Origin of the sequence: Lacinutrix jangbogonensis (genome assembly GCF_000797445.1) — a bacterium.
GTDB classification, from domain to species: Bacteria; Bacteroidota; Bacteroidia; order Flavobacteriales; family Flavobacteriaceae; genus Lacinutrix; species Lacinutrix jangbogonensis.
On record NZ_JSWF01000024.1, the window covers coordinates 76,611 to 93,281 of the forward strand.

At 31.2% G+C, this 16,671-nt stretch carries 14 protein-coding genes; 11 read left to right on the forward strand and 3 right to left on the reverse strand.

The window, feature by feature from the left end; all coding sequences use genetic code 11:
• Window positions 1-22 precede the first annotated feature (22 nt).
• The 10 genes from RH82_RS06430 (at window position 23) to RH82_RS06475 (ending at window position 9,344) form a co-directional block, all read left to right on the forward strand.
• On the forward strand, window positions 23-514 hold the full coding sequence (locus RH82_RS06430; protein WP_034059150.1) for a nuclear transport factor 2 family protein: 492 nt from the start codon (window positions 23-25) through the stop codon (window positions 512-514).
• 172 nt (window positions 515-686) lie between these two features.
• Entirely contained in the window at window positions 687-1,877 is a 1,191-nt protein-coding gene (locus RH82_RS06435) for an MFS transporter (RefSeq protein WP_034059151.1), read from the forward strand.
• A 223-nt stretch (window positions 1,878-2,100) separates the two neighbouring features.
• A complete protein-coding gene (locus RH82_RS06440) occupies window positions 2,101-2,853 on the forward strand; it encodes a CPBP family intramembrane glutamic endopeptidase (protein WP_034059219.1) in 753 nt (250 codons plus the stop codon).
• Between the two features lie 360 nt (window positions 2,854-3,213).
• On the forward strand, window positions 3,214-3,750 hold the full coding sequence (locus RH82_RS06445) for a DUF2975 domain-containing protein (RefSeq protein ID WP_034059152.1): 537 nt from the start codon (window positions 3,214-3,216) through the stop codon (window positions 3,748-3,750).
• A gap of 3 nt (window positions 3,751-3,753) precedes the next feature.
• Window positions 3,754-3,963: a helix-turn-helix domain-containing protein gene (locus tag RH82_RS06450; protein ID WP_034059153.1), complete on the forward strand. Its 210-nt coding sequence runs from the start codon at window positions 3,754-3,756 to the stop codon at window positions 3,961-3,963.
• Between the two features lie 168 nt (window positions 3,964-4,131).
• Window positions 4,132-4,365 carry a VOC family protein gene (locus RH82_RS06455; RefSeq protein WP_316930903.1) on the forward strand — a complete coding sequence of 78 codons (234 nt, stop codon included), beginning with the start codon at window positions 4,132-4,134 and terminating at the stop codon, window positions 4,363-4,365.
• 480 nt (window positions 4,366-4,845) lie between these two features.
• On the forward strand, window positions 4,846-5,607 hold the full coding sequence (locus tag RH82_RS06460; RefSeq protein WP_034059154.1) for a sulfotransferase family protein: 762 nt from the start codon (window positions 4,846-4,848) through the stop codon (window positions 5,605-5,607).
• Between the two features lie 202 nt (window positions 5,608-5,809).
• On the forward strand, window positions 5,810-6,910 hold the full coding sequence (locus RH82_RS06465; RefSeq protein ID WP_034059155.1) for a DUF1254 domain-containing protein: 1,101 nt from the start codon (window positions 5,810-5,812) through the stop codon (window positions 6,908-6,910).
• Between the two features lie 186 nt (window positions 6,911-7,096).
• Complete coding sequence (locus RH82_RS06470; protein WP_052158242.1) at window positions 7,097-8,644, forward strand: IS1182 family transposase; 1,548 nt, start codon at window positions 7,097-7,099, stop codon at window positions 8,642-8,644.
• 73 nt (window positions 8,645-8,717) lie between these two features.
• Window positions 8,718-9,344 (forward strand): outer membrane beta-barrel protein, encoded by a 627-nt coding sequence (locus tag RH82_RS06475; RefSeq protein ID WP_034059156.1) that lies wholly within the window; start codon window positions 8,718-8,720, stop codon window positions 9,342-9,344.
• A gap of 924 nt (window positions 9,345-10,268) precedes the next feature.
• On the opposite strand, the gene RH82_RS06480 is transcribed toward RH82_RS06475, so the two are convergent.
• A complete protein-coding gene (locus RH82_RS06480) occupies window positions 10,269-10,646 on the reverse strand; it encodes a hypothetical protein (protein WP_034059157.1) in 378 nt (125 codons plus the stop codon).
• A gap of 165 nt (window positions 10,647-10,811) precedes the next feature.
• Between RH82_RS06480 and RH82_RS06485 the strand changes: the two genes are divergently transcribed.
• Window positions 10,812-11,393 carry a class I SAM-dependent methyltransferase gene (locus RH82_RS06485; protein ID WP_034059158.1) on the forward strand — a complete coding sequence of 194 codons (582 nt, stop codon included), beginning with the start codon at window positions 10,812-10,814 and terminating at the stop codon, window positions 11,391-11,393.
• Window positions 11,394-11,431: 38 nt separating this feature from the next.
• Here the strand turns inward: RH82_RS06485 and RH82_RS06490 are convergent, their stop codons facing one another.
• Complete coding sequence (locus RH82_RS06490) at window positions 11,432-12,970, reverse strand: YifB family Mg chelatase-like AAA ATPase (RefSeq protein ID WP_034059159.1); 1,539 nt, start codon at window positions 12,968-12,970, stop codon at window positions 11,432-11,434.
• A 106-nt stretch (window positions 12,971-13,076) separates the two neighbouring features.
• Window positions 13,077-16,658, reverse strand: a complete 3,582-nt coding sequence (locus RH82_RS06495; RefSeq protein ID WP_034059160.1) for a T9SS type A sorting domain-containing protein — start codon at window positions 16,656-16,658, stop codon at window positions 13,077-13,079.
• Between the last annotated feature and the right edge of the window lie 13 nt (window positions 16,659-16,671).

A 16,671-nucleotide genomic window follows, 5' to 3' on the forward strand; every position in this document is an offset into this window, starting at 1 on the left:
ATAATCGATAATCTAAACTCAAATGATTCCAAAAAAAATTAAAGCGGTATTTATCTTAATCTTCGTATTCACTAGTTCATTGCTATATTCACAAGACACATATAAAGAAATTTTAGAAACCGCGTATACCCCTATCGATAAAGAAGTCTACGACATTATTGTTGCTAAGGATAAAGAATATTTCGAGGCATACAATACCTGTGATTTAAAAAAACAAGCAGCACTATATTCAGAAGATTTGGAATTCTTTCATGACAAAGGAGGTTTATCCACTTCAAAACAAGATATCCTAACTGCAATTGAACAAAATATTTGCGAGAAAGTTAATAGAACTTTGATTGAAGGAAGCATAGAAGTGTATCCAATAAAAGATTATGGTGCCATAGAAATTGGATATCACAAATTTTACAACAATCAAGAACCTAATGCTAAATCAAAAGCAAGTAAATTCATTATGGTTTGGAAAAAAGAAGAAACAAACTGGTTAATTTCAAAAGTAATTAGTCTTCATTAATTAAACTTAAGAAAATGCCATTAGCTAACCTAAATAGCGTATAATTTATTGCATATTCTAACGTACTTACTCAAGTCTTCAATAACTGTTATCAGTTATTTATTTACTTTAGTCCTTAAAATCGGTAATTAACCTTATATTAAATGTTGATTACAATTGAATACTATTTGAATTGAAACACTCTAAATTAATACTTCCAGTAATTGTAATCTCGCAGTTCTGCTGCACGTCACTTTGGTTTGCTGGGAATGGTGTGATAAATGATCTTGTAACAAATTTTGGACTTAACTCCAGTGCTTTAGGACATTTATCCTCGGCCGTACAATTTGGTTTTATTATTGGTACGCTAATTTTCGCTATAATGACTATTGCCGATCGCTTTTCACCGTCAAAAGTGTTTTTAATCAGTGCATTACTTGGAGCTCTATTTAATTTAGGGATAATATGGGAAGCTAACAATTTAGTTAGTCTACTTTCTCTTCGTTTTTTTACTGGTTTTTTTCTTGCAGGTATCTATCCCGTTGGAATGAAAATTGCCGCGGATTACTATAAAAAAGGCCTTGGGAAGTCGCTTGGGTTTTTAGTTGGTGCATTAGTGTTAGGTACTGCATTTCCCCATTTACTGAATGAGATAACTAATACCTATCCATGGAAATCTGTACTAATAGCAACGTCATCTCTTGCTGTATTGGGTGGCTTATTGATGGTCATTCTTGTTCCTGATGGTCCCTATAGAAAAACAAGTCAACACACAGACCTTTCAGCATTTTTTAGTGTATTTCGCAATCGAAAGTTTCGCGCTGTCGCTTTTGGTTATTTTGGCCACATGTGGGAGTTATATGCGTTTTGGGTATTTGTGCCCATCATGCTAAAAAAATATAGTATTGCACATCCTCAAGTACTATTCAATATCCCAATTTTATCATTCCTAATAATTGGAATAGGCGGTTTGGCCTGCGTACTTGGAGCTTATATTGCGCAAACGGTGGGAACAAAAAAAACAGCCTTTACTGCACTACTCTTATCTTGTGGCTGTTGCCTCATCTCACCTTTTATATTTACGAGTCCATTTGAAAGCTTATTTATTGGTTTTCTTATTTTTTGGGGAATGGTTGTTATTGCAGACTCACCGCTTTTATCAACGTTAGTCGCTCAAAATGCCTCAGCAGAAATAAAAGGCACTGCACTTACAATTGTTAATTGCATTGGGTTTTCAATAACCATAATTAGCATTCAATTTATTACTGGAATGATAGCATTGACAAATTCAAATGGCATTTATTCCATTTTGGCGATAGGGCCTATTTTGGGTTTGATTGCATTGAGAAGAAAAAATAAGATAACAATACACAACACCCTATAAATCAGATACTAATATAAGCTTATTCACAAAAATGTTCACATATTTTCTATTCGAGCTATATTGGCCAGCTTGGGTGTTGAAAATAGGTCACTAATATTATACCATACCTTAACAGTAATATCATGACAATTCAGAACCACTATACTACAATTCGGTAAGTAAAACTATTTATAAAAAAAATAGTAGTCGAGTTTTACATTCTAATCTAATAATGGTTAAAAAAATGAATGAACAGATCAATTGGAAAAGAGTATTAATATTCCTCTTAATAGCAATAACAATATCAAACATTTTTAGGTTTGATATTTTTGAACTCAAATCTGAATTAGAGAGATTACCCGCTTGGATTTTCATTATAACTTCTGTACTTCTTGAAGGCAGCGGTGTCATTATAGCTGCTTTAATAGCGATCTCACTATTGAAAAAAAAGAGAAAAACAGAAACAACACTTTTGGGAACATCAAAATCAAAAAGTCTTATAATGGTAATCATTCCAATTATAATTTTAACACTAATTGGAGTGAAAAATGATTTTAAAATAGAATCGCATCTTTATGGTTTTATAGCAATAATAGCAACTTTACTCTACTGCATAATGGAAGAATATGGCTGGAGAGGATATTTACAAGAGGAATTGAAAACATTAAAATCATGGCAAAAATATTTAATAATCGGATTTATATGGTACTTATGGCATTTAACTTTCTTAACAAAAGCGACTCTTGGAGATAATCTTTTCTTTTTTGCAATGATGGTTTTTGGCAGTTGGGGAATCGGTCAAGTAGCAGAAGCCACAAAATCGATATTGGCTAGTGCTTGTTTTCATCTCATTATACAAATTATGATGTTCAATGCGCTAATTAAAAATGGAATTGACGGAACAGAAAAACTAACGATTTTAGGAGTATCAGTCGTTATATGGTTTGTAATTATCAAGAAATGGGAAAAAGAAAATACTACTGTAAATACTAAATAAAATTATTTACGAGTTCAAGACTATTTACAAAAATATTCACGTGTTTTTAATCGATTTTCATTTGCTAAATTTGCCGCGTAATCAACGTAAATAGCCGGTTTAAATATTTTCAATGCCTTGAAATAAGACTACAACATTCAAAATGGTTAGGTCTAAAAAAAACTAAAGCAATTTAGAATTACCAAAAATTATATACTATCGTATGTCTTGAAAACGCTCCATAAATTTAAAGATATTTCTAATATTTAATACAACACTTGTTTTTTATTTAAAAATATATTTATCAATAAAAATAATATATTTATCGTTTATCAATAAATATTTATCTATATTTGTAATATATTTAATAATACTATTATTATGTCAAAAACAAACAATTACGTGTTTACAGGTCTAAAGGTTGTTGCCTGGATCATCTTCGTTGGTTTATGCATTGAAGCCGGAGGCTTGATTGTAAACTTTATTTTCAGTCTGTACAATCCTGAATTTGTACAAAACCTATATCAAAAGTTAGACTTAAGCGAAATGTATCAACGTAGTAAATGGACTTTCTTCAGCATGTACACTTTTATATTAATTATCTCTGTTATGAAAGCATTACTTTTTTATGAAGTCATCAAATTAGTCAGTAAAATTAATCTATCAAAACCGTTCAATAGATTTGTTTCAAGACAAATTTCGAAAATTAGTTACTACACATTTATAATTGGACTAATAAGCTATTTAGCACAGCATACCGCTAAAAAATTACAACCTCATGGATATAATATTGATATGTTAAATCCATTTTGGGCAGACAGCCAAGCATTTATTTTAATGGCAGCAGTAATCTATATTATTGCCACTATATTTTCAAAAGGAGTTGAATATCAAGAAGAATTAGAAGAAACTGTATAGACTATGGCAATTATTGTAAACATGGATGTTATGATGGCAAAACGTAAAATGTCGCTTAACGAATTATCGGAAACTGTAAATATATCATTAGCCAATTTATCAAAACTAAAGACAAGTAAAGTTAAAGCGATTAGGTTTAGTACACTTGAAGCTGTTTGTGAAGCATTAGATTGCCAACCCGGAGATATATTAGAATACTCTAAAAATAATTAAGAAGAACCTTTACATTAAAACCTATGACGCTCTATAAAACCATATCCTTAATAGGACAAATGTAAATAGCTAAAGCATTGAAAACAAACTATTTTAGCCCTACATAAAAACGTGGCAGACTAAAAATTTCAAATTGAATTTAAATTTAATAGAACAAATAGTAGCATTATGCTAACTGATATTAATCCGAAATTACCAATGCGTATCAAAAATGTTACGAGAGCATTTAAAACAAATAAATTAGGGTTTCAAGAATATGGGAATGCTGACTTTGATGGTTCTTTAATGATGGAAAAAGACAAAATACAAATTCACTTCTTTAAATTTAAAGAACTTGCACCTAAAGAAAATTATAGCCAAGCTTATATTAGAACCAATAATATTGATAGCTTTTACAAATAATTATTAGATAATAAAACAACTATTCATCCAAATGGAACATTAGAAACCAAACCTTGGGGATAAAAAAAATTACCATACTTGACCCAGATAGTAGTTTGAAAAAAACAAATTGTAAACCCTAACAATGCGACAAACCTCAATCCTAAAGAAAGCCTTAAAACCAATCTAAAAACAGACACCATATAGGCATGAAGAGGATATTTTTGGCTGTGAATAACTGACAACACAATAAAGAGAAACCGCTGTATTAACAACTAATGTTTGCCAACTAAGACCGCTTTATTGATTCTTAAAAAGAACAGCGCCGTCTAAATACAAGCGTTATCGTTATGAAAACATAAGACCAAAATTACATCTATACTCCTTCTTAAACATTTTTAATGTATAAAATACATTTATTACCTTAGTGCACATATAATGGATATATAGTTAATACTAACTATATATCTTTGTTGGCAGTAATGTAAAAAGAAAATCACAATGCAATTATTCAAAAGAAGACGAAAAATAGATTTTATTGTAGGAGGCACCCAAAAAGGAGGTACAACTGCTTTAGATTATTATTTACGAAAACATCCCCAAATAGGAATGGCAGAAAGTAAAGAACTACATTTTTTTGATAATGAGGGTGTATTTTCAAATGCAAAAATTAGATATTCTAACTATGAAAATAGATTTGATTTTAAATCTAAAAAAAAGATATATGGAGAAGCTACACCAATATACATTTATTGGAAACCAAGTTGTGACAGAATATGGGAATACAATCCAAATATAAAATTGATTTTTATACTTAGAAACCCAATAACTAGGGCTTTTTCCCATTGGAATATGGAATTTGACAAAAATTCTGACAAGGAAACTTTTAGTAATGCAATAAGGAATGAATCAAATAGAATAAAAGAATCATTACCTCTTCAACATAGAGTGTATTCTTATATTGACAGAGGATTATATTCAGAACAGATTAAGCGGTATAAAAGGTATTTTCCAGATAACCAATTGATGTTTATTAAATATGAGGAATTCAATACAAATCAAGAAAAAATACTTTTTGATATATTCAATTTTTTAGGAGTCAATCCAAATGAATTTACCTTTGAACGAAAAACTGTTCATAAACGTGAAAAACATTCTCATATATCTAAAGAAGATAACGAATATTTGCAAAGTAGATTTAAATATGACATCCATAAAGTAGAGGAAATTTTAGGCTGGAATTGCAGTGACTGGTTAGAATAAAAACACACTACTGCCAACACCGTATATAAAAAATAGCGGTTTATGTGCTTAAACGCAAGATAAATAATAAAATTAAAATCAGTTATAATCCGAAAAGTTAGTGAGTAAAAACCGCTACTTTTCATATACAAGAACGTTGTATGCCATTAAAAATACTTACAACAAAAAATATTCAACAAAACGAGTAATCAAAAATTAACTTATGAAAAAAACAATCTTAGCAGTGATACTATTAATTGCAGTAGCTAGCTGCCAGTCAACAAAGAAAGAAGAAAAAGCAAAGGCTGATAAATCAACATCAGAGAAGGCTATCTCGCTAGATGCTTTTTTTTCTGATAATGGAAGAATGGTGACGGCCGAAACGTATCCGACAGCCGAAACCTCGCGTCAAATTCTTAAGAGTCAAGATTTAGTTGGAGTCAACACTTTTTTACACCTGCGCCAATTGACACAAACAGACAATCAGCCAGTTGTACGAATGAATCGTGATACTTATTATTCTATGGCTGTTTTGGATGTCTCTAAAGGAGCTTCGATTACAATGCCGGAAATTCCTGAAGGTAAATATATGTCGATTCAACCTGTAACCGAAGATCACCGGATTCAAGCAATGAAATATGGTCCTGGTAAAATTGAATTAAACACACATATAGGTTCGCATTTGTATCTTATTGTTCGTCTTGATGGTACTTTTACAGAGTCAGAAGCAAATGAAATACAAGATAAAATGCTTATTGAGGCCAATTCAACTGAAATATTTTCCGCTGTTCCGGTAAACAAAGAATCGTTTGACAAAGTAGAAAATGAACTGAAGTCTAAACTTCCTGTCATTGTAAAAAGAGACGGTGTTTCTGGAATGCAAGGTATGTTTACTGACCCACAAGATGAATCGGGTAATACTTATACTGACGAAAAGCACCAACTTGGTGCTGCAATTGGCTGGGGTGGAGCACAAATGGTTGATAATATATATGAATCAGCAGGGGATTTCTCTACAGGTGATAGTTATCAATTGACTTTTGAAGACCCAGGGAATAAAGCCTTTTGGTCGGTTACTGTATATGATAAAAATGGTTTCATATTTAACGATTTAGCAAACTTTAGTTCCAATACGGCTAAAAGAAATGAAGATGGAACATATACATTAAGTTTTGGTTGTAGAACAGATGCGCCAAACAACATAGAAATCGATAATCCAACAAGGTTTTTTAATATTACAATTCGCCATTACCAACCTTCTGAAAAAGTTTATAAGCAAAATTATCGTATTGCTCCGTTGATGAAAGTAGTATCTAAAGAATGATAAAATTCAATGTGCTGTGTGGTAAATGTTGATTTGAATGAAAAAGTAAAATAAACGGCATACAACATTGTATATAAAATCATAGCACCTTGCAGGATGCTACGCTTCATATACTAAACGTCAGACTGTCTAAAAACTGAGCACTTAAATATTGGTATAAAACATTGATAATTTGTATCTTTAGTTATGAGCTACATTCAAGGTTTTAACAGAAAACAAGCCGTTTTAATTCCCGAAACAATAGAACAATTAATAGCAGAAAATAATCCTGTACGCTTTATTGATGCCTTTGTAAATTCACAAGATGTTGTTGCTTTGGGGTTTAAAGATATTCGGTTTAATAAAAATGGTCGCCCGCCATTTCATCCAAAAGATTTATTAAAACTTTACATCTACGGCTATCTTAATAAAATAAGATCTTCTCGAGCATTAGAAAAGGAATATATTAGAAATGTGGAATTGATGTGGCTTATAAAAGGACTTGTTCCAGACCATAATACCATCTCTAATTTTAGAAGGGACAATCCAAAATCCATTAAAAAAGTGTTTAGAGCCACTGTAAATATTGCTAAGAACCTAGACCTTATTGGAGGTGTTTTACTTGCGGGTGATGGAACCAAACTTAGAGCACAAAACTCCAAGAAAAACAATTACAACCAAAAGAAAATTGATAGACATATTGCCTACATAGAAACGAAGCTTGCTCAATATTGTAATGCATTAGAAACTGCTGATGGTGATAAGAAAAAAGTGATTGAAACAAAAATTGCCAAACAAAACAAACACAAGAAACAGTATCAAGCTATTGAAAAACAATTAAAACAAACAGGTGAAAAACAATTCTCTAGCTCAGACCCAGAAGCTAGACAGCTTGTTATTAGAGGAGTTGTTACCGAAGTTTGTTATAATGTACAATCTACTGTAGACCATAAACATAAAATCCCTATTGATTACGATCTCACCAATAATAACGATAAGCACGCTATGACTTCCATGGTAGAAAATGCGATTGAAATAGTGGGTAACAACACCTTTGATGCTGTATTTGATAAAGGTTATTATACTGCGGAGCAAATTCATAAATCTCAAAAACTTGGAGTAACCACTCACGTTTGTGTTCCTAACCCTGCTTCTAATGCTCCTGATAAAGCCTATAATGTTAGTGAATTTATTTACAATAAAGTACAAGACACTTATTGCTGTCCTGCCGGTGAAACATTAAAAACTAATGGAAATTGGTACAACAAAAGAGTGTATCGAGTAAAACAATATAAAACCAAAAATTGTAAATTATGTCCAGTAAAAAACGATTGCACCAAAGCCAAATATCAAAGAATCATTGAACGACACGAGTTTGCAGAGGCGCTCGATATAAACAAAAATAACATTAGCAAAAATCCAGAAATATACGCACAAAGACAAGCCATAGTAGAGCATCCTTTTGGTACTATGAAAAGGCAATGGGGATTTGACCACATTATGACCAAAAAAACCAAAGAAAGAGCCTCTGCGGACGTTGGCTTTATTTTCATTGCATACAATCTAAAAAGAATTATGAATAGTATTGGTATTGATCGATTGATCAAACATATCATCTTATTTTGGCTAGAAATAGGTATAAAAAAACGCCTAAATAAGCTTTTAAAGTCTTTTGAACACTTAAAAAAGTTAACTGTATATTTTATTGAAAATGCATCCCCTAAAAGTACAACCAAACAAATAGCTTATTTTTGAATAAATTTATAAAATTATTGGCGGTTTTTAGACGAACTGACGTTGTGCAACATTAAAAAAAAAACGAAAATCAATGAAAAAATCGAATTACATTTTACTATTTATCTTCTTTTTGAGCTTTAATTTGATACAAGCTCAAGACAAAGAAAAAGAATCCAAATTTAATTTAATTGGATATGGCGGAATTGGATACGGAATTGTGGAAAACGATAACGAACCAAATTATAATCTGAACAGCAACAGTGGAGAAATTCTTTTGAACTATAACATAAATCAAAAGTTCGGAATTGCAGCTGGAATTGGAATGAACGAATTATCAGGTAATGGATTTAATTCTGTTGGAAACTTTTACCACGAAAGAACATTATTAAAAGTCCCATTATTATTTACTGTGGGTTCTAAATTGTCTGAAAATTTTAGAGTATTTGCTAATTTAGGCTTTTACGGACAGAATATAATTAAAGACGAATATCGTTTTCTAAATAATACTCAAAAAGACGTTTATGATGGTTGGAATTTTGGAGCACAAATTGGAGTTGGATTTGTATTTGAAATGTTTGATAATTTTAGTGCGGGAATAAATTATAATGGACAGTCTGATTTTAGCAAATTTGAGTCAAATAATAATGTTGGGATAAATTACAAGCAGAAAATGAAAAACCTAAATTCAATCGGAATTATATTAATGATTGAAATATAAAAACGTTGCACAACACCGTATAAAAATAATTACGGTTTAGTGCTTAACCAAAGGTCGTTGCGTGTTTGTAATTCTTTTTTCAATTCAAACGAATGGACAAAACTCAACTAAAAAAAAACAGTTTAGAATTGACCTATTGACTGTTGAGAAAACTACTAACGATACTATAATAAGTTCAATTATTGAAATATACTCTGGCGAAAAAGAATCGAAACTGATATATCCGATTTTGACGGAATTAGCATTTTCTTTATTAAAACAAAGGACATTATTAACGACAAAATTCGTCTAAAAATTTATGGACCAAAATGCAGTATTTTTGAAAAAGAATATATTCTGACCGACGATTTAAATACTAAAATCAATTTGGAATATGGAGAAACGGAATACACTCATCATAATCAAACATTGAAGATGTATAAAAAACTAAATATAAAGCTCAAAATATTTGAATGCGGTTATGAAGAACCGACAATAATAATTAAAAACTGACGGAAAAATAAAAAACTGTGCACAACACCGTATGTGAAAAATTGCTGGTTTTGTTCTTAAATAAAGGTCGTTGCACGTTTGTTACGTCTAAATTTCCTTCGAAAATTCCTCGCATGTAAACCCGCAACTTTCCATTTACATAAACGTTGTGTGCAATGATGAAATAATGAATAAAATAAAAACTACCATTGAGTGGCCAAACCTGAAGATAGTATCAAAAATATTACAGACTAAAAACCACCCTTCTTTAGTATTGCTTTATAGTACTGCAAGCCAATCATTAAGGCTTAAAATTGAAAGAAGGATAACTGATTTCTAAATAATTACATTAGAATTACTCATACCGAAATCATATAATTAATATAATAATTCACAAAAAAAACGACCCTTTTTAAAGGGGCGTTTTTTAAGTTTAAATTAAAAATCGGTGATTTACTTCCCAATTAGTTTCATTACTTTTTTTAATAATTCCGGATTTTCAGAAATATAATCAACAGCGACTTTAGATAGTACATTATCACCTAAAATAGATTTCATAATTCCATTAATAGATTCTTTGTTTTTTAGAACTATACTAGTCAAAGATTTTGCGGTATCAGGATTAGACTTTAAATAGTTTATAGTATCTTTTTGTAAGTCCTCATCCTTCATTAAAGCACTTTTTATTTGCGACTCCAAATTTGGTTTTTCCTTAGAAATTGCTTCCATTCCATCCTTTTTCAAATCACTAGCACTCACTTTAGATAATTGTTGTGCTGACAATGAGGCTGAAAACGCAAAAATAAACGTAAAAAATAAAATTTTTTTCATAATATTTTGTTTAATTAAATTAGTAGTAAATTTAAACAAAATATATTTATAAATAACATGTACGATTCATATTATCACATATAATTCAACTTAAACATTTATAAGCTTAAATTAATTTTGTTAACTTGTTACACATATAATAGAAACCAATAAAAAATTAGAATTATGTTTAAAAAATTATTTCTAAATCTAAGGTATCCCCTAACCACTTATAAACCAATTAAAAAAAGCACACCTGAAAATATAATTGAAATTCCGACGGCATGGAAAGGTTTAGAGTTGGTTATTGAAGATATATTAGACCGTTTCGATATTGGAAGAGATAATTGTATTGAGTTTGGTGTAGAGTTTGGTTATTCAGCAGTAGTATTTTCTAATTATTTCAAAAAAGTAAAAGGCATTGATATTTTTATTGGTGATGATCATACAACCCATAAGGGAGATCATTACGATAAAACGAAAAAATCACTAGAACAGTTTGAGAATATTGATTTATATAAATCAGATTATAAAGATTGGATAAAAAAAGACAAGGAACACTACGATTTTGCACATGTAGATATTGTTCATAATTACAAAGAAACGTATGAATGTGGTCTTTGGGCCGTGCAGCACAGTAAATGCTGCGTTTTTCATGATACAGAAAGCTTTCCTGCTGTAAAAAAAGCTGTTTTTGATATTGCGAAACATACTGGAAAGAAAGTCTACAATTATCCTCATCATCACGGATTAGGGATTATTGTCTAATGTATTATAAAAAAAACACCTTTAGAACTGTAATAAGCTTAGCCCAACCAACCTTCTCTATCTAAACTTCTATATTGAATGGCTTCACTTAAATGATCGCCAATAATATCTTGTGCTCCTTCTAAATCTGCAATCGTTCTTGATACTTTTAATATACGATCGTAGGCTCTGGCAGATAAGTTTAAACGTTCCATAGCCGTTTTTAATAATGTTTTTGAAGCCTCATCTAACTTACAATGTGTTCTAATTTGCCTCACATTCATTTGTGCATTATAATGCACAGTTTCAGAATCTAAAAAACGTTCGGTTTGTCTTTCCCGCGCTTTAGTAACCCGCTTTCTAATATCTATAGAGGATTCGCCTTTTCTTTCATCTGACAATTTATCGAAAGGCACAGGAGTAACTTCTATATGAATATCTATTCTGTCTAATAATGGTCCAGAAATTTTACTTAAATAGCGTTGCATTTCTGCTGGACTTGAGGTTATAGGTGAATCTGGATCGTTAAAATAACCACTCGGACTTGGATTCATGCTTGCAACCAACATAAAAGATGATGGATAAGTCACTGTAAATTTAGCTCTAGAAATAGTAACTTCTCTGTCTTCTAAGGGTTGTCGCATAACTTCAAGAACTTCGCGCTTAAATTCGGGTAATTCATCTAAAAACAACACACCATTATGGCATAAAGAGATTTCTCCAGGTTGCGGGTAACTGCCACCTCCAACAAGAGCAACGTTTGAAATCGTGTGATGTGGACTCCTAAAAGGACGCTGAGACATTAAACCTGAGTTTGCTTTTACACGACCAACAACAGAATGTATTTTTGTGGTCTCCAAAGCTTCTTTAAGCGACATAGGAGGCAAAATACTTGGTAAACGCTTTGCTAACATGGTTTTACCAGCTCCTGGAGGTCCAACCAAAATAATATTATGCCCACCAGCAGCTGCAATTTCCATACAGCGTTTTATGCCTTCTTGACCTTTAACATCGGCAAAATCAAAATCGGGATAATCTAAATTTTTATAAAATTCTTCTCGCGTATTAATTATAGTTTCCTCTAAGGCTTCATTTTTATCGAAAAAATTAATAATCTGTTTAATATTATCGATTCCATATACTTTTAAATCGCTAACAATAGCTGCTTCTTTTGCATTTTGCATTGGTAAAATAAAACCTTTAAAACCTTCCTCTTTTGCTTTAATGGCAATTGGCAAAGCGCCTTTTATGGGTTGTAAACTACCATCGAGAGATAATTCCCCCATAATTACATAATCTTCTAAATCTTCGGCTTTAATTTGCTTGGTAGCAACAAGAATACCTATTGCCAGTGTTAAATCGTATGCACTTCCTTCTTTCCGCAAATCTGCAGGAGACATATTAATAATTATTTTTTTTCCAGGAATCTTATAGCCATTATTTTGTAAAGCCGCTGCAATACGATAATTACTTTCTTTTATTGCGTTATCTGGAAGCCCAACAAGATGGTAACCTATTCCAGAATCTACATTTACCTCTACAATTATTGTAGAAGCCTCGACTCCAAATACAGCACTTGCAAAAACTTTTTTAAGCATAAATGGTTAGTTTAGTTACTAAATGTAAGAAAATAGATTGTAACAAAAAACCTTTCAAGATTTGAATTCTTGAAAGGTTTTAAATATTTAGCTTAATAGAGCTGAATTACTCTTTAATAAATTTTAGGGTTTCTTTTGAAATTCCTGTTCTAATTTCTAAGAAATAAATACCATTAGATAATCTATCGATATCTATTTGATGCGTGTTCTTTGCTTGTGGAAAGCTTAATTGTTTTAATAATCTTCCATTAAGGTCGTAAATAGTTACAGCATTTATAGCATTAGTTCCTTTTATATTTAGAATGTTGTTTGCTGGATTTGGAAAAATTGAAATGTTTGTTGTTTCAAATGTTTCTATATAAAGTGTGTCTATAATTTCTGTTGTTGCTGTGTTTGTAGTAATTGGAAGATTATAATCGAAGAAAATATCCGCAGTATTGCTAAAAACATCTCCAACTCCTACATTACTTTTAGGCTTAATTTTATAGGTAATAAAACCATGCGAATTAGGTTCGTCTGTGGTGCTATCTGGTAAATTAATAGCATCAAAAATAAAGTTTATATTATTTCCATTGGTTATTTCTACACGGCCAGTATGACTTAAACTTTCTAATTGCATTGTTGACCAATCAAATTTGCTATCTAAAACATTATTAACACGCACATTTATAGCACTAGCCGTTCCAGTATTTTGAAAACGAATAATATAATGTAAATATTTGCTTGCCTCATCTGTCATTATCGTTTCACCCTCTAAAACTCTAATATCATTTGGATCGTAAGACCCTATAAGTACTTGCTCTAAATTGAAGATATTATCCTCTGAAAAATCATCACTACCAACAGGATTTACGGTTACTATATTATTTAAAACATCACCAATACCAGTAGTTGGTGGTGCATAAACATTAAAATTTAATGTAATAGTTCTAATTTCGAACGGATTTAGATCGCTATAATTAAAAGTAAGTGTATTTGTAGTTTGAGTGTCTATTGTTTCAGAAGCATTCAATAAATTTAATTTAGAATCATCGTATTGAAAAACTACAGAGCCGCCGCTTAAAGGAACAGTTCCATTATTTCTATAAACCAATTGATAAGATGTATCAAAACCAGGTCTTGGTTCGTTTAAACTTGGATAAATTACAACTGCCAAATCATTTATAGTTTGGCTTGCTTCAATACAAAAATTTGATCCGGAATTATTAATATGATTTAGCCCAGTATAATCGTAAGTGTAACTAGTAGGATTACTCGTATAGTAATTAGGCAAAGCCGAAGAAATAGAAGCCGTATAATTTTCTTGATTAGCTTGTAGATTATAACTGCCATCTGCCTGGGTAAATGTTGAAAAAGTGTTGACTCCATTATCTCCAACAATTAACAAATTAGGAACCACAGCATCTGTTGCATCACAACCGTCTGCATTAGCATCTAAACGAACGACACCAGAAATAGAGTTAGTAAATGCACCTAAATTTTGGAACCAAGCTATTTTACTGTCGCTATAAGAAGTGGTAATTAGATCTTCAATACCATCATTATTTATATCTGCATTTGTAATATAATTAAGATCTCCAATAACGCTTGAAATTTCTATTGGATCTCCAAAATTAGCAAATCCATCGTTTTCAAACCAAATAAATTTAGCGTTCTCATCAGAGTTTGTAATCATATCTTGATCGCCATCATTGTCGATATCTAAAGCATAAATTACAGCAGGATTAACAGGTATTTGTGATGAAATCACTCTAACATTAAAAGCGGTAGCTTGTGCATTAGTACCAAGATAATAGCCTACTTTATTACTAAAAGTTTCAGCAAATAAGACATCGTTAAAAGTATCGCCATTAATATCGGCAACAAAAACACTCGTAGAATTGGTTATTGCGGCAATAGTAGTATAAGAATTATAGGCACCAAGTCCGTTGTTTTTATACCAAACAATAGCGTCATTATTTACAGTAATAATATCTATATAACTATCGTTATCCATATCCACAAGCTTAAAACTTCTCATTATAGCACTACTTGGTATTGTAGTAATATCTTGTGGTGCTGCAAACGTACCATCTCCATTGTTTTTGGTAAGTTTTAATACGTTATAATCCATTCTGTAAATAATATCGAAATCACCATCATTATCTATATCTGCATAGTTAATTTGATTTATATCATCAGGTGTTGTTAGTATTACATGTTCTTGAGTAAAATTACCATTACCATCATTCTCGAACCAAAGGATTTGAAATTCGTCTATATTATTATCTAAATAAGTACGGACTAAAACATCTGTATCCATATCATTATCTATGTCTACAGCGAAGGCATCTCTTGTTGCGGGCGATGTATTTGAAATTAAAATTTGCTCTTCAGAAAAATCACCTAAACCATCTATATTTTTATACCAAGCGACTTTATTGTCGTTATGCGAAGTTGAAACTAAGTCTAAAAAACCATCTCCATTAAAATCTGCTACATCAACATGATTTACAGAGTAAGCAATAGTTGTTATTTTATTTTCGGTACTAAAACTACCTAAACCATCTGTATTACTAAACCATGAGACTTGATTATCTTCTCTAGAGGTTGTAACAATATCTAGAGTTCCATTATCATCTATATCCTGAATATCGAAACTATTAATGTTTATAAAGCTACTTGCTACAATACTTTCTGTAGCAAAAGTGGCAGCTCCCAAGTTTTCATAAAAAGATAGTCTACCTAAATTAGACTGGCTTATTATTATATCTAAATCATCGTCGTTATTAATATCTATAAGCTGTAAATTGTTAGAATCTGAATTACTTGTATACTGTAAATCTGGCAAATCGAATAGTATTTGCGCATTTGCAAATGTACCAGCACCATCTGTGTTTTCGTACCATCTTATTTTTCTGTCTCCACCTCCATTTACAAAAATTCTTAATACATCATTATCTCCATCACCATCAACATCGCCTCCCGTAACAAATTTTCCCTGAGCGAATGTAGACATCGTTTCTAAAAACGTGACTGTCCCATCCGTTTCGTGTTTATATGCTCTTAAATTGTACCCTAAATCTGCAATAATATCTAATCTATTATCATTATCAATATCAACAAAAACGGAACTATCGTAGTTATTTCCTGTATTACTGTTTCCTCCCAAAAGTGAATTTACCGTAAAACTTGTATCATCATTATCTAACCAACCTACATAACCAGCATTACCAAAACCGATATCATTATCTCCGTCTCCATCAATATCTGTAACCTGTAATCTTATATTTAAAGTATTATTAAGGGTGAAAAGTTGTTGAGGAGAACCAAAAACACCGTTGCCATCATTTTGAGACCACATTATTTGCTTGTCTCCGCCTAAACTCTGTAAATAAATTAAATCTACACTATTATCACCATTAATATCTTTAGCGTTGATATGGCTAACGCCATAATTATTTGATAAAATCGGAATTGGTTTACTATAGTTCCCTAATCCATCTATATTTTTAAACCAGACGAGTTCTCCTGAGCCAATGGCAATAACATCTTGATAGCCATCATTATTTGTATCTACAATAACGCTTTCCCTTGGTGTTACAGTTCCAAATGTTTGGTCTATTACTACATTTTGTTGAAAACCAACTTGAGCGTTACAAAGAGTCGTAAATATAAAGAGCACAGGAAATAGAAATTTTAGTTTCAAAGCGTATGTTTTT